Below are 15,932 nucleotides of genomic sequence, written 5' to 3' on the forward strand. Positions count from 1 at the left end.
AGGTTTTGAGGCATCGATGACTGGCTGGTTTGCGGACAACCTATCGCTGGGCCTTGGCGGACTGGCGGTATTCATACACCTGTCCGGTATCGCCTCTGCACTGCACGCCGCCATGCGCACTCGCACGGCGCAGGGGGCGGTGGCTTGGTCGATCCTGCTGGTCACCTTCCCTTATGTCGCGCTGCCGCTCTACTGGGTTTTCGGGCGTGGTAAGTTCCACGGCTACGTCGCTGCCCGGCGCTCCGGCGACCTGGAAATTCACCACGTGGCAGCGACCCTGCAGCAGCGCCTGGCGTCGCAGCACAGGGCCGCGTTGCCACAGGGGGCCGAGTCGTTGCCGGTCTTCGAGAAACTCGCCGGAACGCCGTTCTGCCGAGGCAACGAAGTGGAGATCTTGAAGAACGGCGAGGCCGCCTATGGGACCATGTTCTCGGCTATCGACGCGGCGCGCGCCTATGTCCTGCTGCAAGTCTACCTGCTGCGCGACGACGACCTGGGAAGGGATCTCAAGGCGCGCCTGGCCCGGCGGGCGCAAGACGGCCTGCGGGTCCTGCTGCTCTACGACGAGATCGGCAGCTATGGTTTGCCGCGCAGCTATGTCAGGGAACTCCAGGATGCGGGCGCGACAGTTGCCCCTTTCGGGACGACCCAGGGGCCGGTCAACCGTTTTCAACTGAATTTCCGCAATCATCGTAAGATCCTGGTGGTGGACGGCCGCGAAGCTTTTGTCGGCGGATTGAATTTTGGAGATGAATATCTGGGGCGGAACGTCAGCTACGGGCCTTGGCGGGATACTCATCTGCGGATTTTCGGGCCGGTGGTGCAGGCGGTCCAGCTTTCCTTCGTCGAGGACTGGTTTTGGGCTACCCGAGAAGTCCCGGAGCTGGCTTGGGAGACCGAGGCTGCGCAGCAGAGCGATGTCGCCGTGCTGGCCCTGCCGACAGGGCCGGCCGATTTGCAGGATAGCTGCGAGCTGTTCTTCCTGGAGGCGATCCGTAGCGCCAGGAAGCGGATCTGGTTGGCCAGTCCCTATTTCGCGCCGGACGAACAGATCATGGCTGCCTTGGAGCTGGCGCGCCTGCGCGGGGTTGAGGTTCGTCTTTTGCTGCCCGGGCGGGCCGAACACCGGATCGTGCATATGGCGGGTTTTGCTTACTACCCGGCCGCCGAGCGTGTGGGGATCCAGATCTATCGCTATCAGCCCGGATTCCTCCATCAGAAGGTCCTGCTGGTTGACGATACCCTGGCGTCGGTCGGCACGGCGAACCTCGACAATCGATCCTTCCGCCTGAATTTCGAGCTGTCGATCCTGATCTGGGATCACCGCTTCGCATTGCAGATCGAGAAGATGCTGTTGGAGGACTTCGCGCAAAGTCGAAAGGTCGCGGCCGGCGAATTGGACGATCAACCCATCTGGTTCCGCATCGGAGTCAGCCTGTCCAGGCTGCTGGGGCCAGTGCTGTAGGCGCTGCGGCGGCGCCTACATATTGCTGAGCGCGTCGATCGTCCGCAAGATGGCCGGACCGATCAGGACGACGAAGAGCGGAGGCAGGATGAAGACGATCATCGGCACCGTCAGCAGGGCGGGCAGCCGGGCTGCTTTTTCCTCCGCCTTCATGGCGCGCTCCTCACGGGATTCCGCTGAAAGCACCCGTAGGGATTGAGCCAGAGGCGTGCCGTAGCGTTCGGCCTGAACCAAGGTTCCGACCACGCCGCGCAGCACCGACAGGTCGGATCGCTTGGCCATGTTTTGCATGGCCGTGCGGCGGTCGGGCAGAAAACCGAGCTCCAGGCCGGTCAGGCCGAATTCGTCAGAAAGCTCCGGCGACGTCTTCTCCATTTCCTCCGAAACGCGCATCAGGGTAGCGTCCAGGCTGAGACCCGCTTCCGCACAGATGACCATCAGGTCGAGCGCGTCGGGCAAGGACTTGCGGATCGCCTCGCGCCGCTTGGAGGCCTGGTTGTAGACCATAATGTCCGGAAGGTAGGCGCCCAGGACCGTGATGCCCAGAGCGGTCGCCGCCTTGGTTATGGGCTGAAGGTGGTAGGCGTCCAAACCATAGAGCATGAACACCGCGATGCCGCCGCTGACGAAGGGCAGGGCGAATTTGAAGAAGAAGAAGCGGACGAGGGCATCCTTGCTGCGCCAGCCGGCCTTGGTGAGCTTCTCCGACACCTTGTTGGCCTGGGCGCTGCGCAGAACCTTCAGACGTTCGACCACCTGGCGCATGAAGGTCATGCTGCCGACGTGGGCTTCGCGGCGGCGCGGCGTCATGACGCCGACGCGCATGTCCTGGCGCTGTCTGGCGATCAGCAGGGCGCGCTTGGCCGCCGTATCCCTGTGCAGCAGGGCGAACCATACCGCGAGGATGCTGACCAGCACCGACAGCGAAGTCATGACGACCAAGAGGTCCTCGACCGACATGCCGCGGGGCAGAAGATCGTCGAAAGTCATATCTCGAACTTCACCATCTTGTACATAACGCCGGCGCCGACGGCGAAGCTGGTCAGGCCGATGCCGACCAGGAACATGCCGCGGGGGTCGATCCAGAGCTCCGCGATGTAGGTCGGATTGATGAGATAGATGAGGAGCGCCATGATAAAGGGCAGGGACCCGATGATATAGGCACTGGCCTTGGCTTCGGAAGACAGCGCCTTGATCTTCAGTTTGAGCTGCCGGCGGCGGCGCAGCACGTCAGAGAGGTTGGCCAGGGTCTCTGCCAGATTGCCGCCGGTCTCCGATTGGATCGCCAGGGCGATGGTGAAGAAGTTGAACTCCTGAATGTCCAGGCGGCGCGATGTCTCCCAGAGCGCTTCCTCCAGCTTGGCGCCGAGGCGCACGGAGTCGGTGACATTCTGCAGTTCCGTCCCGACGGGTGCGATAATCTCGGCCCCGGCGGTGCGGATCGATTCGGTGATCGGCAGGCCGGAGCGCAAACCGCGGACCATGAGGTCGATGGCCTCGGGGAAGTTAGCGATGAACTTGTTCCGGCGGCGCCTCAGCAGGAAGCCGACGACAGCATGGGGCAGCAGCACGGCGGCCAGCAGGCCGGCCAGCGCGCTCAACAGAAGCGGCGCCGTGTTGGTGAATTTCAAGAGACCGAAGGTGAATAATCCCAACAGGATCGACGTCAGCACGTAGTTTCCCAACGTGGTTTTGAGGCCGGCGCTGGCCAGACGCAGGCGAAGTTTCTCAGGTTGCGGAATGAGGTGCTTGATGAGATTGTCGACGATCGGAATGCCGCTTTCGCCGGTGGCACGGCGGATCGAGATGATCTGCTCCGGCGTCATCTGAGGGGCATTGCTTTCCCTGACGCGATTGATGCGCCGCCGCGTCTGCTTGGCCGCGCCGCCGCCCCCAAAGACCAGTAGGAACAGCACGAGCGCGCCGAGGGCCGGGAGGCTCATCAGCACCCACTCGATCGGCACCGAGCCGAGCTGCATGGGAAGGTCTACGTTCATCCCATGGCCTCGAGCAGCGGCTTATCAAGACTGAAGTAGGCGGCCTTGGGCGTGAAGTGGGGTCGAAGGCCGGAGGACTTGTAGCTTCCCAGCAGCAGGCCGTCCTTACCTTCGCCCTGGAATTCATAGGTGAAGAGGTTTTGGGTCGTGATGATCTCGCCTTCCATGCCGACGATCTCTTCCACATGGGTTACGCGGCGCATACCGTCGCGCATGCGCGAGACCTGGACGATCAAATCGACGGCGGAGGCGATCTGCGTGCGCACCGCCTTGGCCGGCAAGTTGATACCGGCTAGGCCGATCATGTTCTCGAGGCGGGTCATGGCCTCGCGCGGCCGGTTGGCGTGAAGCGTTCCGAGGGAGCCGTCGTGGCCGGTGTTCATGGCTTGTAGCATGTCAACGGCTTCAGCGCCGCGAACCTCGCCCAGGATAATCCGATCGGGACGCATACGCAGGGAGTTCTTCACCAGGTCCCGCATAGTGATCTCGCCGCTGCCCTCCAGGTTCGGCGGCCGGGTTTCCAGCCGGACCACGTGGGGCTGCTGGAGCTGAAGCTCGGCGGCGTCTTCAATGGTGACGATCCGCTCGCCGGGATCGATCAACTGAGACATGGCATTCAGCAGCGTCGTCTTACCCGAACCGGTGCCGCCGGAGATCAGGATGTTGAGGCGGCTGCGCGCGGCGATCTTCAGGACCGTTGCCATCGCGGCAGAGACGTTATTCTGCCTCTGCATCACGTCCAAGGTGATGCCTTTCTTGGAGAACTTACGGATCGAGATGGAAGGTCCGTCGATCGCCAGGGGAGGGATGATGATATTGACGCGGCTGCCGTCAAGCAGGCGGGCATCTACAAGGGGCGTCGTTTCGTCGACGCGGCGCCCGATCTGCGAGACGATGCGCCGGGCGATATTCAGAACGTGCTCGTCGTTCTGAAAGGTGACGTCTGTCAGCTCCAGCTTGCCACGGCGCTCCACATAGACCTGCTTGGGTCCATTGACCATGATGTCGGTAACGGCTTCGTCGGCCAGCAGCGGCTCCAGCGGCCCCAGGCCCAGCATATCGTCGAGCATGATGTCGACGATGGACTGCTGTTCGGGAGCGTTGAGGTTGAGTTTCTCGTCGAGGACGATCTCCCGGACGATCTCACCGATTTGGCGGGTCAGGTCCTCCCGCGGCAATTGAGAGGCGGCCGAGACGTCGAGACGCTCCATCACCAGGGGATGGACCTTGTTCTTGGCGGCGGTCACGGTGGGACTATGAGATGTCGCCTTGGCTCGGTCGTGACCCTCGGGCGGCGTGGCCGATCCGGGTTGCGCTTCCGGGACCGTGCTGCTGTTCATCAGCTCCTGGCGTTCGTCCGGCTGCATGGCATTGCACTGCAGAAGCCAGTCGATCAGGCCGGTAACCAGCTTGCGCCGCTGCAGCAGCCCAAGCTTGGTGCCGCTGCGCTCGATCTCATAGGTAAGCAGGTTGCCGATCCGCAACGCCAGTTCGGGGCGCGGGATCGACGAAAGGTCGTCGTCCCCGATGAGGGAGAGAACCTTGGGCTGGAGCTGCCGGCGATAGGCCTCTAGATTCTCGTCCGAGACCCCTTGCTCGCTCGCGGCGGGCGCCTTGTCTTCGTTGATAACCCCCGCCACGACCGTCAGCCCTTCTTAAAGAGGCCGAAAAGCCCCGGCTTCTTCTTTTGCGAGGCAGTCTTCTTATCCGGTGCCTTGCCGCGCTTCATCTTGACCTTGCCCTTGGCTTTGCCTTTGGCCTTGTCCTGCTCGTCGTCTTGCTCAGGCAGATGAAGCTCGCTGACGAGCTTGCGCAGCGCCTTACAGACCTTCGCACGGGAATTGGTCTGGGCGAGAGGCTTGCCGGTATTGGCTGCGGCGTTGAAGACCTTCGGCTCGTCCGGCAACACCAGGTCGACCTTGTGCTCCAGCGCCTTCTGAAAATCCTTCAGTTGCATCGCCTGCTTGGGGCCCATGGCACGGTTGGCCACGACCCGCAGCGGCGTGTCCGGCGCCACTTCCTGGATGCCGCGGAGCAGGCGCAGAGAGTCGCGCAATCCGCCGAGAGAGAGCTCCGTCACCAGGACGATCTCGGTCGCCGCCTCGAAGACCCGACGCCGCACGGAGTAGGATGAGCGGGGGACGTCAACGACAATGTTGTCGTTGATTCGTCCCAGCGCCTCGAAAAGGGCGTCCACGGCATTGGGATTGTACTGGACCTCGGAGGTAAGGTTCTCCTCGGTCGCCATGATCGAAAGATGGTCCGTCAGCTTGGCGGTCGCACTGGCGATGAACAGGCCGTCGACGCGCGCCGGGTTCTCCAGCGCCTCACGCAGGCCGCGGGTCGGCTCCAGGTCGAGGGCGAGGGCGATGGTACCGAATTCCAGATCCAGATCGACCAGGGCCGTCTTGTACTTACGCTCTTCGCTGAGGATCCAGGCGATGTTGAGGGCGACCGTACTGGCGCCAACCCCGCCGCGCGAGCCGATGACCGCGATACGCGCCTTCTGCTCGGGAACGCTTTCGCTCTGATGATGGCTCTGCTGGGACTCCTCAGTGCGGTTCAGCGCCGACGCCAGGACCTTCTCCGTCAGCGGCTTCACCAGATAGTCGCTGGCGCCGGAGTCGACGATTTCGCGGTAGACCGCGATGTCATTGACGCTGCCGATCCCGATAACCTTGGTCCCGTCCGGAACCGCCGCAGTGAGCGACAACATGGCGGTTTGCGGCGAGACGGCTTCGGAGACGTCGACGATCAGCAGGGCGGGTGAAACGGTCCCCCCCAGGTACTCGATCGCCTGATTCGGGCCGCCGTCGCGAACCAGCGGCTCTGCGAAGTATTCCTTCAGCACCGAGGCAACGACCGAGTGCGTCTGATTGTCGCCGACGAAGGCGACACATTCGGCGGCGATCGATTCGGCCGGGTGCTGTTCCAAGATGCGGTCAGCCATGCTCATTAAGAACCGGTGTCCTCTTCCTGAAGCTCGTCCTCCTTGCCTACGCGGTAGCGCAGGATGGACTCGCTATGCCGTTCGGCGTCTGCCGGCTCCAGCGTGCGGCCGCGCTCCAAGTCCGCCGGATCCGCGACCATGACGCCGAGGTTATAGGCATTGGCGCAGCCGAACCCTCGGGTGAAGTCCGGCCTGTCCGGTTCCAGGGGTTGCGGCTGGTTGCAGTCCGGAAGGATGGCCATGACTTTGGTCACCGTCAGGCCCACCTCGTCGTCCGCGAGGGCGCCGACACGGGCTTCCGCCGTATTCGCCAGGGTGCTTTGGTAGCCAAGGTCGGACAGCGCCAGCCGGACGGCCTCCAGGCGCTGCAGCGTCAAGCGGTCGTAAGTTGCCGGGGCGCTGCCGCTGCCGGCGACGCTGAGGCTGATCAGGCTGTTCGGATTCGGCGCCGCTTCCTCAAGCAGGCGCACGATGGCGCGCCGCGCCCTGCGATCGAGGACCGCTGCGCTGTCGTCGAAGGAAACGCGCTGCTCGAAAATGATGGTTTCTGCCTGGTTTTCCGGCGTCGCCGGAACCTGCTGCCACTTGCCGTTGTAGAACACGGAATTGATGGCGTCGGCGACCTTCTGTGCGCCTGGATCGCGATCCGGGTCGCCAGCGCAGCCAGCAGTGGCGAGCGCCAGACAGAAGAGGGCGGTAAAGCCGGATTTCTTATGGCTCAGCATTGCGGAGTCCCTAATCCAGGATGAAACCGGTGTTCTTTTGCGCGCCGCCCAGGCTCGACGCCTGCGCCGGGTCGACCGGCACGGTTCGGCGCGTCGGGCCTTTGTCGTTCTTCGCGAGCGGGGCGGCGCGATAAGGATCGACCGGCGTGCGCAGCTGCTCGGCGTCGACCGGACGCACGATGTAGGGGGTGACGATGATCACCAATTCGGTCTCGTTGCGCTGGAAGCGGTCGCTCTGGAACAACGCGCCGAGGATCGGCAGGTCGGACAAGCCAGGGATCTTGTGATTCTCCTGACGGGTATTGTCCAGGATGAGCCCGGCGATGGCGAAGCTTTGGCCCGAGGCAAGTTCCACCGTGGTCTCCGCGCGGCGCGTCGTCAGGGAAGGGATCGACAGGCCGCCGGCGACGACCTGGACCGCCGTGGAAAGCTGACTGACTTCGGGGCGCACCCTCATGGAAACACGGCTCCGGCCCAGCAAGGTCGGCGTGAAGGCCAGGCTGACGCCGAACTGCTTGAAGACGACGGTGATGGTGTCTTCGTCCTGCGACACCGGGATCGGGAACTCGCCGCCGGCGAGGAAGCTGGCGGTCTCGCCGGATACGGCTGTCAGGTTCGGTTCGGCCAGAATGGACACCAGGTTGTCGTCGGCCAGGACGTCGAGCAGGCCGTCAATCGAGACGTCACCGATGTTGCCGCCGCCGAAGATGGCGTTGACGCCGGCCACCGGCGGAAACGATTGCAAGCCGAACTGAAAGGCGCCGTCATAGAGGATGTCCCAGTTGAAGCCGAACTGATTGATGACCTCGCGGGAGACCTCAGCGATGCGTACGCGCAGGTTCACCTGGTTCGGTGCCGTGACGGCGAGGCGGTTGATCACTTCGCCACCCTCGCCGACGAAGCGGGAGGCCAGACGGCGCGCGTTCTCGGACTCGGTAGCGGTCTCGACGGCGCCGGAGAGGATGATCGCGCCGTCGACCGAGGAGGCGACGACCGTTCCGTTGGGGACCAGGTCCGTCAACGCCGATTGCAGGCGCTTGAGGCTGTGGGTGACGTTGACCTGGATGTTGGCGATGACGTTGTCATTGCTGTCCAGGGCGAAGAGGGTGGTCGTGCCGACCGCCTTGCCGAAGAGGTAGAGCAGGCGGTCGGATTTGGCGCTGACGTCGGCGATGCCGGGGTTGGCGATAAAAACCGAGGCCATGCCGCGGTCGAGCCGCAGCAGCTGGCCCTCGCCGATCTCGATGGCGATAGGGTCGCCATTGGTCGGCACAGCCCGACCCTGCAGGGCGGCCTGTCCGGGCAGCGGCAGGAGACTCGCCGAAAGCACAATGGCGGCGGCAAGCCAAAGCCTTGAAATCATGCGCATAACGATACCCATTCCTAGAAGCGTAGCTCCTGGACCTCATTACCACGCGTAATGTTAACAACCTTCTTATTGCCGCCCTGCTTTCCGTCACGCATGCCGACCAGACGGCTGACTTCGCTATCCCAGGTGTAGGTGTGGCCCCGCTCCGGGTCCGGCTCGTCCTGAGGATCCTCCTGGGAGGTGGCGAGGCGTTCGAGCTCCTCCTCGTCCTTGGCCAGGCTGCGCAGACTGATCGACAAGGCGCCGAGCTCCCGCACGACGGTGAGCATTTCCGTCTGCTTTGGCGTCACTTCTACGGTGAAGTTCTTAGCGTAGATCGGCTCGTTCTTTTCCTCGTCGACCATCTGGTCGATGGCCAGCACCCGGACGTTTTCCAGTACCGTCTCGCTGGCCCTCCGCTCGATGGCCTCGGCGCCCGTGCGATCGACCACGGTATGTGTCAAAATGATGTCAATCCGGTCGCCAGGGAAAACCAGGCCGCTGACGCCGGACGTGGCGTTCACGCGGATTGCCATGGCCCGATAGCCGGGCCGCAGAACCGCAGCCAGAAAGCCACGCTCGCCCGGCCGGATGACGCGCTTGGGAGTGACCGGCTCGCCCGGAGTGAACCCCCGGCGGACGACGGCGCCATAAAAGTCCTCGATCTTGAATTCCTTGTCCGTGATGTATTCTTCGGGAATATCGTCATCGGGCCAGATCTGCCACCGCAGCTGGTCTTCCTGAATGAACACGCCGGTCGGCAGGGTGATGCTGGCCACGAGGACCTGGACCCCTTGCGGGGCGGGTGCCTGCTGGGCGACGACGACGGGCTGTGCGCGCTGGGCGTCGAGCCAGCTGCGGGCCACGAAGGTCGTGACGACGGTGATCAGCAGCGCCGCAACGACGAGGATGATGGTCCTGAGTGACATGGTTCAGTCCTCCGAGGCGCCGGCGGCCGTGGAAGGCCTGGCGCCGAAGCCGGTCGCTCCGGCAACAGTGAGGGTGTGGGCTCGCGGGCGCATGCTCTAGACCCGCGCCAAGAGCTGCAGCGCCACGAAAAGGCCGCCGACGGCGATGGCGACGGCATAGGGCATGGGTTGCTTTCTGAAGGATGTATTCCGCGAGGCGTAGACCAGGTGCGCCGGCATGGCAGAGCGGTTGACTTTGAAGTTCAGCCACATGCCGGCGGCGAGAAGTCCCCCGGCGACGCTGGTGTAGAACACCATCGGCATCATCAAAGCGGGGCCGGTCCAAAGGGTGACGGCCACGAAGAGCTTTATGTCACCGCCACCGCAGAGCCGCAAAGTGAATAGCAAGAACCCCGCCACGAAAGCCACAGCCGCATAGATGAGAGCACCGACCCAGTCGATGTCGCCACCGGAAGCGATTACGTAAGACGGATACAAGGCCGCCATCGCCAGGCTGTAGCGGTTCGGCACAGTAAAGTTCCGCCAATCGCTCGCCGCGGCGGCGATGAGCAGGCCGGAAAACGCCAGAATCGTGAAACGCGCGGTGGCGTCGGAGAAGTCCATCACCCAACCTTTCGGGTAAACTCCGCTGCGGCCCGCGCGATATCACAGGAATCGCACAGGCTGCCCGAAAGAAGATAGGCCCGGGGCATTGCCCCGGGCCTATCACCTCAAGCCGAGTACGGCGGGCCCGGGTGGGCCGCCGATCTGCCCCTATTACGGGGTGGGGCTAGTCGGCGCAGCGGTGGCGTTGTTGGCGGCATCGCTCAGCTCGTTGGACACGACGCCGAAGATGCTCTGCAGGGACCCACCAAGGGACTGCAGGGCCGCGATAGCCGCCACCGACACCAGGGCGGCGATCAGGCCATACTCGATGGCCGTAGCACCAGACTCGTCAGAAAGAAAAGACTTGATCGTTTCGAACATGATTGCGACCTCCTAATGCACGCATATCCACGTGTGATAATCCGCTCATCGCATTAACAAATAGTAAAATGCGAAAGCTTTGTTTTGTTCAGATCTAGAAATAAAGACATCATTGCAATGCGTTATTCTAATAATACTTTGTTAATTTGGATGTATAATTAGATAAAATTTGGTTTACTTTACCGTATGCTTTGAGAATCAAAAGCTTGTCTCGGTCGGAAGAACTTATCCTGCGCAAGAAACGGGCGTAGAAGAGGCGCTTTCTCTAGGCTCCGACTGCCGCTTTGGCGCGGCCAGGCGCGGGGGAGCGGGAAGATGCAGGTAATGCAAGCGCTTCAATTCACGCCGGCCGAGCGCGACGGAATCGAGAATGAAGCCACAGGCCAGACTGAGAAAGGCGAGGATCATCAAGCCGCAGACCAAGACGGCCGTTGGAAGCCGCGGCACCAGTCCGGTTTCGATGTAGGTGGCCAGCAGGGGGACGGCGAGAAGGATGGAGAAGAATGCCAGGATCGCGCCGGCTCCGGCAAAGAACGGCAAGGGGCGCTCTTCTTTTGTCAGGCGAAGGATGGTCATCAGGATGCGAAAACCGTCCTTGAAGGTGCTGAGCTTGCTTTCCGATCCTTCGGGGCGCTCCTTGTAGGCGGTTTGCACCTCGCAGACCGGCATGCGCAGTTCCAAAGCATGAACGGTGAGTTCAGTCTCGATCTCGAAGCCTTGGGCGAGGGCGGGGAAGGACTTCACGAAGCGGCGCGAGAACACGCGATAGCCGGAGAGAATGTCGTCGAAGCGTTTGCCGAACAGCGTGCTGACCATCGTGGTAAACAAGCGGTTACCGAAACGGTGTCCGCGGCGATAGGCCTCGTCGCTGGTATTGCGGCGCGCGGCGTTGACCATGTCGAGCTGTTCGCGGCATAGCGTTTCGATCAGCTTAGGCGCAGCAGCGGCGTCGTAGGTGTCGTCACCGTCGGCCAGAACGTAGATGTCGGCATCTACATCGGCGAACATGCGCCGTACGACGTTACCTTTGCCGCGCAGGGTTTCCCGCACGACCCGGGCGCCGGCCTGGGCTGCGACTTCGCCGGTCCGGTCGGAAGAGGCATTGTCGTAGACGTAGATATCGGCTTCCGGCAGCGCCTCGCGGAAGCTCCGGACGACTTGCCCGATGGCCGCTTCCTCGTTGTAGCAGGGCAGCAGTACGGCGACGCGTACTGCGTCCCGCGGCCAAGCCTCGGCAAGGGCATTTAGCTGCTCATGGACCGGATTTGGTGACATCTCGCGCATACCTGCTGGTTCCCAGGCTGTCGCCTTGGTTTCTGCAGGCTACTGTCGCAGGCCCGGTTCAAGATTTCCCTAACGGGCGGCCGGCTTGGCCGCGGCGCCCTTGACTCAGCGCAGCACCCGGTAGAGGCGGGCATGATTCTGTAGTGTGCCCGGCAGTTCCACGGCTGCCAGCCAGTCAGGAGGCTCGCGGCGATCCAGGCGTTGATACAGGTTGTCCTCGCCCTCAGCCGGGGCATAGAACAGCCGTTCCGCCTTCGATCCGCAGATTAGAACCAGGTCCACGCCGCGGTCCTCGAAGAGGCTGCGGGCCGCAGCAAGGTCCCCGCCGGCCAGCAAGCGGTGGCCATCGAGAATACCCTCGCCGTTCCGATGATAGGGCGTGCCGATGACCCGGTGGTCCGTGCGGTAGAGAAGCTCGGGCCCGATATCCATGAACGCCAGGACGGTCTGTGGGGCCGCGGCCCAGCGCGGTTCGGTTTTCAGGTAGTCGGCGATTTCCCGGACACTGCAGCCCTTGTCGGATTTTTCATCGGCGTCATCGGCGGTTGCAGGTGCCGCCATGATCGTGACGCCGATCAGGAAGGGGGCGATCAGCAGCGCGGAGATGACGCCTCCGCGCAGCAGGCCGCGGGCCAGGTCATTGGTGACACGGGCGCTCGCGACCAGAAAGCGGTCGAGGACAATTGCGAAGGCCATGAGGAAACCGAGTTCCGCATAACCGGCGAACCGCATGTGCTGCAGGGAAACCAGCACGAAAGCCAGGCAGCAAAGGGCGACGAACAGATAGATGAAGAACCGCGGGGTACCTCGTTCTCTCAAGAGCACCCATAGGAACGGCACAGCGACGAGAATGATGCCGCCGAGATAGAGAATGAGCTTACCGAGGCTCTTGCGGTCATCCGGCATCAACGGAAGCATTTCCCCGACGCGGTCCAGCCAGATCGGGACGATACGGGGGTCGACTTCGGCCATCGGGCCGGCGAAGAACAGCGGATAGAAGAAGATCAGCAGGAGCGCGATAAGTCCGCCGCCTGCGCCGCCGATGGCGGCTCTGTTGACGAGTCCCGCCATCGTGCCTCGGCGCTTCTCGATCATTTCCACCACCGACCAGAACAGCAGGACGCCGGCGCCGAGAACATACTGCGCGCTCGAGACCTGATCGTAACTCGGGTCGAAGAGGTGTCCCAAGGGGCGCTCGGCGAAGAGAGCGATCAGGAGAACGCCGCTCATGCCGAGGGCGAACGAGCGGTTCTGCTGTGCCCTCCCGCGCTCTCCGAAGAGCCAGGGCACCCCCAGGGCGACGAGGCAAACGGCGGCGGTCAGCAGAAACTCGACCGAGATCCAAATCCCGAAACCCGCCGCGGCTCCGGCAAGCATGGCCCTGCGCCGGTCGCGCGGGTCGCTTAGCGCGCGCAGCATCAAGCCGGCGACAACCACGAACATGAGCAGCATCAGGCTGTGGTGATCGGCGCGCCCGAGGGTGGAATAGGCCACCGCACCGGGTTGCAGAAGCAGCGCGATGGCGGGGAGGAACCAGGTTTCGGGCCGGATCACCGGACGCAGCGCCCAGATCAGCAGAAAAGCCGTTGCCAGTTGAAGCAGGGGCGAAATCGTCAAGCCGGCGAAGTAAAGCGCTCTATCGCTTTCCATGACCAGCTGGAAGGGCAGGGCGAGAGTCAGGATGAGCACATCGAAAGGCCGCGTCCAATGCAGCCTGTCGCCATGGGGAGCGTTGGCGCGGTCGACGGTGCCGTCGAACCATGCGCCGCTGTCGTACAGCTCCGTCACGCGGACCATGCGCATATAGGAGTCCGGTCCGGACAACTGGGAGTCGGCCAGGGAAACATCTCGGAGCAGGGCGAGGCCGCCTTGAGTCAGCGCCCAGAAGGCGACGAGGGCCATAAGGGCCAGCAGGGTGTTGCCTCTGGCCAGGACAGGCGGTGAATGCTTCGGCATTGGATGCCTCTCGAGAAGAACAGGCCAAAGCGCGGGATCGCGCGGCCATGCTGCTAGGTGCGCGCTAAATAATGATTAACAAAGAACAATTTTGACGTTTCAGGCGCTCTTAATTATTCGTGCTTACGATCGGCGGCAACAAGGCACGGCCATTTCCGTCATCGCTCGAAGCGCAACGAAGGCGGGAAGACCGTTGAACGAGCAGCGCGAGAGAAGGCGGACGGCATATGGTGGAAGCCCTGGGAAGTCCGGCCGCTGCCCGGAACGACAAGCTGCTCTGCGCCTTTCTGCTGCTGGTCTCCCTCGCTTACAGCGGCTTTGCCGCCTTCGATTACTTCTCCTACTTCGAAGAGGGGCTTTTCGACTTCACCCTGCGGCCTGTCGGCCGGGACTTCGTGAACTACTGGACGGCCGGTTCCGCGGTATTGGACGGCCTGGTTCCCCAGGTCTTCGACGTATCCTTCTACCATGCCTATCAGGAGCGTCTTTTTGACCATGAGGTCACCGACTACAACTGGTCCTACCCGCCGCATATGCTGCTGCTGGTCTGGCCCTTGGGGGCTCTGTCGTATCTTTGGGCCCTCGCGGCGTGGTCGCTGGTTCTCTTGCTTCTTTACCTCTGGGCCGCGGCAAGCGGCCGCCAGCAGGCCGCTCTCGTGGCGGTGGCGCTGCTCGCCGCGCCGGCGACCTTCGAATGCTTGACCTCCGGTCAGAACGGATTTCTCACCGGCGCACTGCTGATCGGCGGACTGCGGTTGCTCGGGCCGCGGCCGGTCCTCGCCGGCATTCTGTTCGGCATCCTCACGATCAAGCCGCAACTCGGCTTGTTGTTGCCTTTCGCACTTTTGGCCGCCCGCCAGTGGACAGCCATCGCCGCGGCCGGACTCACCACGCTGGTGCTGGTGGGGATCAGCATCGCGGTCTTCGGCTGGGGGGCCTGGGAGGCGTACTTCGAATTGGTTGTCCCGACTCAGTCCGAGATCCTGACGGAGCGCACGGCGCCCTATCTGAAGATGATGCCGTCGGCCTATATCGGGATGCGGCTGATCGACGCCGAGCCCCTGCTGCGGAATGCGGCGCAGATCCTGATGTCGGGAGTTGCCTTGGCCGGCGTGGTCTGGGTGTTCCGGCGTTCCACGGACGCCGACCTGAAGTTCGCCGTTATCGCCGTCGGTGCGTTCCTGGCTTCGCCCTACGCCTTCGACTACGACATGACGGCGGTGATGCTCGCAGTGGTGCTCGTGACGCTGCGGGGCTTGCGTGATGGCTTCCTGCCGGGAGAGCGGATTGCGCTCGCCGCCACCTGGAGCCTGCCTTCGACCGTGTTCTGGCTCAATGCCGTCCACCTGCCGGTCGGCGCGCTGATCTTGCTGTCTTGCTTCGTTTGTTTGCTGGCCCGGAATGCCCGGGCGGTGAAGGGGGAGAGCCGGCGCGGCTTCGTCTGGGCGAAGTCAAGCCAGAGGTTGGCCTCCTGATTCCTCTTCAGACGTGGAAGGATTCGCCGCAGCCGCAGCGGCCCTTCTCGTTGGGATTGGTGAAGACGAAGCCGCAGTGGAACTTGTCCTCGACGTAGTCCATTTCACTGCCCAGCAGGAACATGACGGCGGTGGGATCGATGAAGATCTTCACGCCCTTGTCCTCGACAACGTCCTCCAGCTTGCGCTGCTCCTTGGCGTACTCGACCACGTAGCTCATACCCGAGCAGCCCTTGGTGCTGACGCCGACGCGCAGGCCGAGCACCGGCTCGTCGCTCTTGGCGATGAGCGCCTTCACGCGATCCGCGGCCGCGTCGGTCAGAGTGATCAGGTTCGCGATAGCCATTGGTCTTACCCGTTTCCTACCCAAGAAATATAAGGAGTCCCTTCCGGCGGTGAAAGGGGGTCACACAATGTTGATTTTCCTAGAACATTCCCAAGGCCAGCTTGGCGTCCTCGGACATGCGCTCCGGTGTCCAGGGCGGGTCCCAGGTCAGCGTCACCTGCACCTCGCCGACGCCCTCGGTGGCGGCCACCGCCTCGGCGACCTGCTGGGGCATTTCGCCGGCGACCGGGCAGGCCGGGGCGGTCAGGGTCATCTCGATGGCCACCGAGCCGTCCTGGTGGATGTCCAGGGTGTAGATCAGGCCCAGGTCGTAGATGTTCACCGGGATCTCAGGGTCGTGGACCTGCCGGATGGCGTCCTCGACCTGCTCCTTGCCGGCCACGGGTAGGCCGGGCTGCAGCGGCGCGCCGGCGCGGGCGGTGAGCCCCTCGGGCGCGGCGCCGAGGCCGAAGGTGTCCATGCCTAGGGGATGATCGCTCATCGTTTCGCTT

General features: G+C 63.2%; 15 protein-coding genes. 2 read left to right on the forward strand and 13 right to left on the reverse strand.

All coding sequences use genetic code 11. From position 1 onward, the window contains the following. Positions 1-16 precede the first annotated feature (16 nt). Positions 17-1,465 carry a cardiolipin synthase gene (gene cls, locus AAFN88_RS14020; protein WP_347520954.1) on the forward strand — a complete coding sequence of 483 codons (1,449 nt, stop codon included), beginning with the start codon at positions 17-19 and terminating at the stop codon, positions 1,463-1,465. Positions 1,466-1,480: 15 nt separating this feature from the next. On the opposite strand, the gene AAFN88_RS14025 is transcribed toward cls, so the two are convergent. From AAFN88_RS14025 to AAFN88_RS14075, 11 genes are all read right to left on the reverse strand, one after another. Continuing rightward, complete coding sequence (locus AAFN88_RS14025; protein ID WP_347520955.1) at positions 1,481-2,455, reverse strand: type II secretion system F family protein; 975 nt, start codon at positions 2,453-2,455, stop codon at positions 1,481-1,483. Continuing rightward, the gene (locus tag AAFN88_RS14030; RefSeq protein WP_347520956.1) at positions 2,452-3,462 is read right to left on the reverse strand and encodes a type II secretion system F family protein; all 1,011 of its coding nucleotides are present in this window, start codon (positions 3,460-3,462) and stop codon (positions 2,452-2,454) included. The genes AAFN88_RS14025 and AAFN88_RS14030 overlap by 4 nt, the downstream gene beginning before the upstream one ends. Further along, entirely contained in the window at positions 3,459-5,102 is a 1,644-nt protein-coding gene (locus AAFN88_RS14035) for a CpaF family protein (protein ID WP_347520957.1), read from the reverse strand. The genes AAFN88_RS14030 and AAFN88_RS14035 overlap by 4 nt, the downstream gene beginning before the upstream one ends. A 5-nt stretch (positions 5,103-5,107) precedes the next feature. Beyond that, positions 5,108-6,418, reverse strand: a complete 1,311-nt coding sequence (locus AAFN88_RS14040; protein WP_347520958.1) for a P-loop NTPase — start codon at positions 6,416-6,418, stop codon at positions 5,108-5,110. Continuing rightward, complete coding sequence (locus AAFN88_RS14045; protein WP_347520959.1) at positions 6,418-7,137, reverse strand: CpaD family pilus assembly lipoprotein; 720 nt, start codon at positions 7,135-7,137, stop codon at positions 6,418-6,420. The genes AAFN88_RS14040 and AAFN88_RS14045 overlap by 1 nt, the downstream gene beginning before the upstream one ends. A gap of 10 nt (positions 7,138-7,147) precedes the next feature. Then, entirely contained in the window at positions 7,148-8,506 is a 1,359-nt protein-coding gene (locus AAFN88_RS14050) for a type II and III secretion system protein family protein (protein ID WP_347520960.1), read from the reverse strand. A 14-nt stretch (positions 8,507-8,520) separates the two neighbouring features. Further along, positions 8,521-9,414: a Flp pilus assembly protein CpaB gene (gene cpaB, locus AAFN88_RS14055; protein WP_347520961.1), complete on the reverse strand. Its 894-nt coding sequence runs from the start codon at positions 9,412-9,414 to the stop codon at positions 8,521-8,523. 96 nt (positions 9,415-9,510) lie between these two features. Beyond that, a complete protein-coding gene (locus tag AAFN88_RS14060; protein ID WP_347520962.1) occupies positions 9,511-10,017 on the reverse strand; it encodes a prepilin peptidase in 507 nt (168 codons plus the stop codon). Positions 10,018-10,170: 153 nt separating this feature from the next. Then, a complete protein-coding gene (locus AAFN88_RS14065; RefSeq protein WP_347520963.1) occupies positions 10,171-10,380 on the reverse strand; it encodes a Flp family type IVb pilin in 210 nt (69 codons plus the stop codon). Between the two features lie 225 nt (positions 10,381-10,605). Continuing rightward, positions 10,606-11,655: a glycosyltransferase family 2 protein gene (locus tag AAFN88_RS14070; RefSeq protein WP_347521677.1), complete on the reverse strand. Its 1,050-nt coding sequence runs from the start codon at positions 11,653-11,655 to the stop codon at positions 10,606-10,608. Between the two features lie 114 nt (positions 11,656-11,769). Further along, a complete protein-coding gene (locus tag AAFN88_RS14075; RefSeq protein ID WP_347520964.1) occupies positions 11,770-13,620 on the reverse strand; it encodes a hypothetical protein in 1,851 nt (616 codons plus the stop codon). A gap of 227 nt (positions 13,621-13,847) precedes the next feature. On the opposite strand from AAFN88_RS14075, the gene AAFN88_RS14080 reads away from it, so the two are divergent. Then, positions 13,848-15,095, forward strand: a complete 1,248-nt coding sequence (locus AAFN88_RS14080; RefSeq protein ID WP_347520965.1) for a glycosyltransferase family 87 protein — start codon at positions 13,848-13,850, stop codon at positions 15,093-15,095. 7 nt (positions 15,096-15,102) lie between these two features. On the opposite strand, the gene AAFN88_RS14085 is transcribed toward AAFN88_RS14080, so the two are convergent. Both AAFN88_RS14085 and AAFN88_RS14090 read right to left on the reverse strand, forming a co-directional pair. Beyond that, positions 15,103-15,441 carry an iron-sulfur cluster assembly accessory protein gene (locus AAFN88_RS14085; protein ID WP_347520966.1) on the reverse strand — a complete coding sequence of 113 codons (339 nt, stop codon included), beginning with the start codon at positions 15,439-15,441 and terminating at the stop codon, positions 15,103-15,105. A 79-nt stretch (positions 15,442-15,520) separates the two neighbouring features. Further along, a complete protein-coding gene (locus tag AAFN88_RS14090; RefSeq protein WP_347520967.1) occupies positions 15,521-15,922 on the reverse strand; it encodes an SUF system Fe-S cluster assembly protein in 402 nt (133 codons plus the stop codon). Between the last annotated feature and the right edge of the window lie 10 nt (positions 15,923-15,932).

This window comes from Pelagibius sp. CAU 1746 (genome assembly GCF_039839785.1).
GTDB lineage: Bacteria > Pseudomonadota > Alphaproteobacteria > Kiloniellales > Kiloniellaceae > Pelagibius.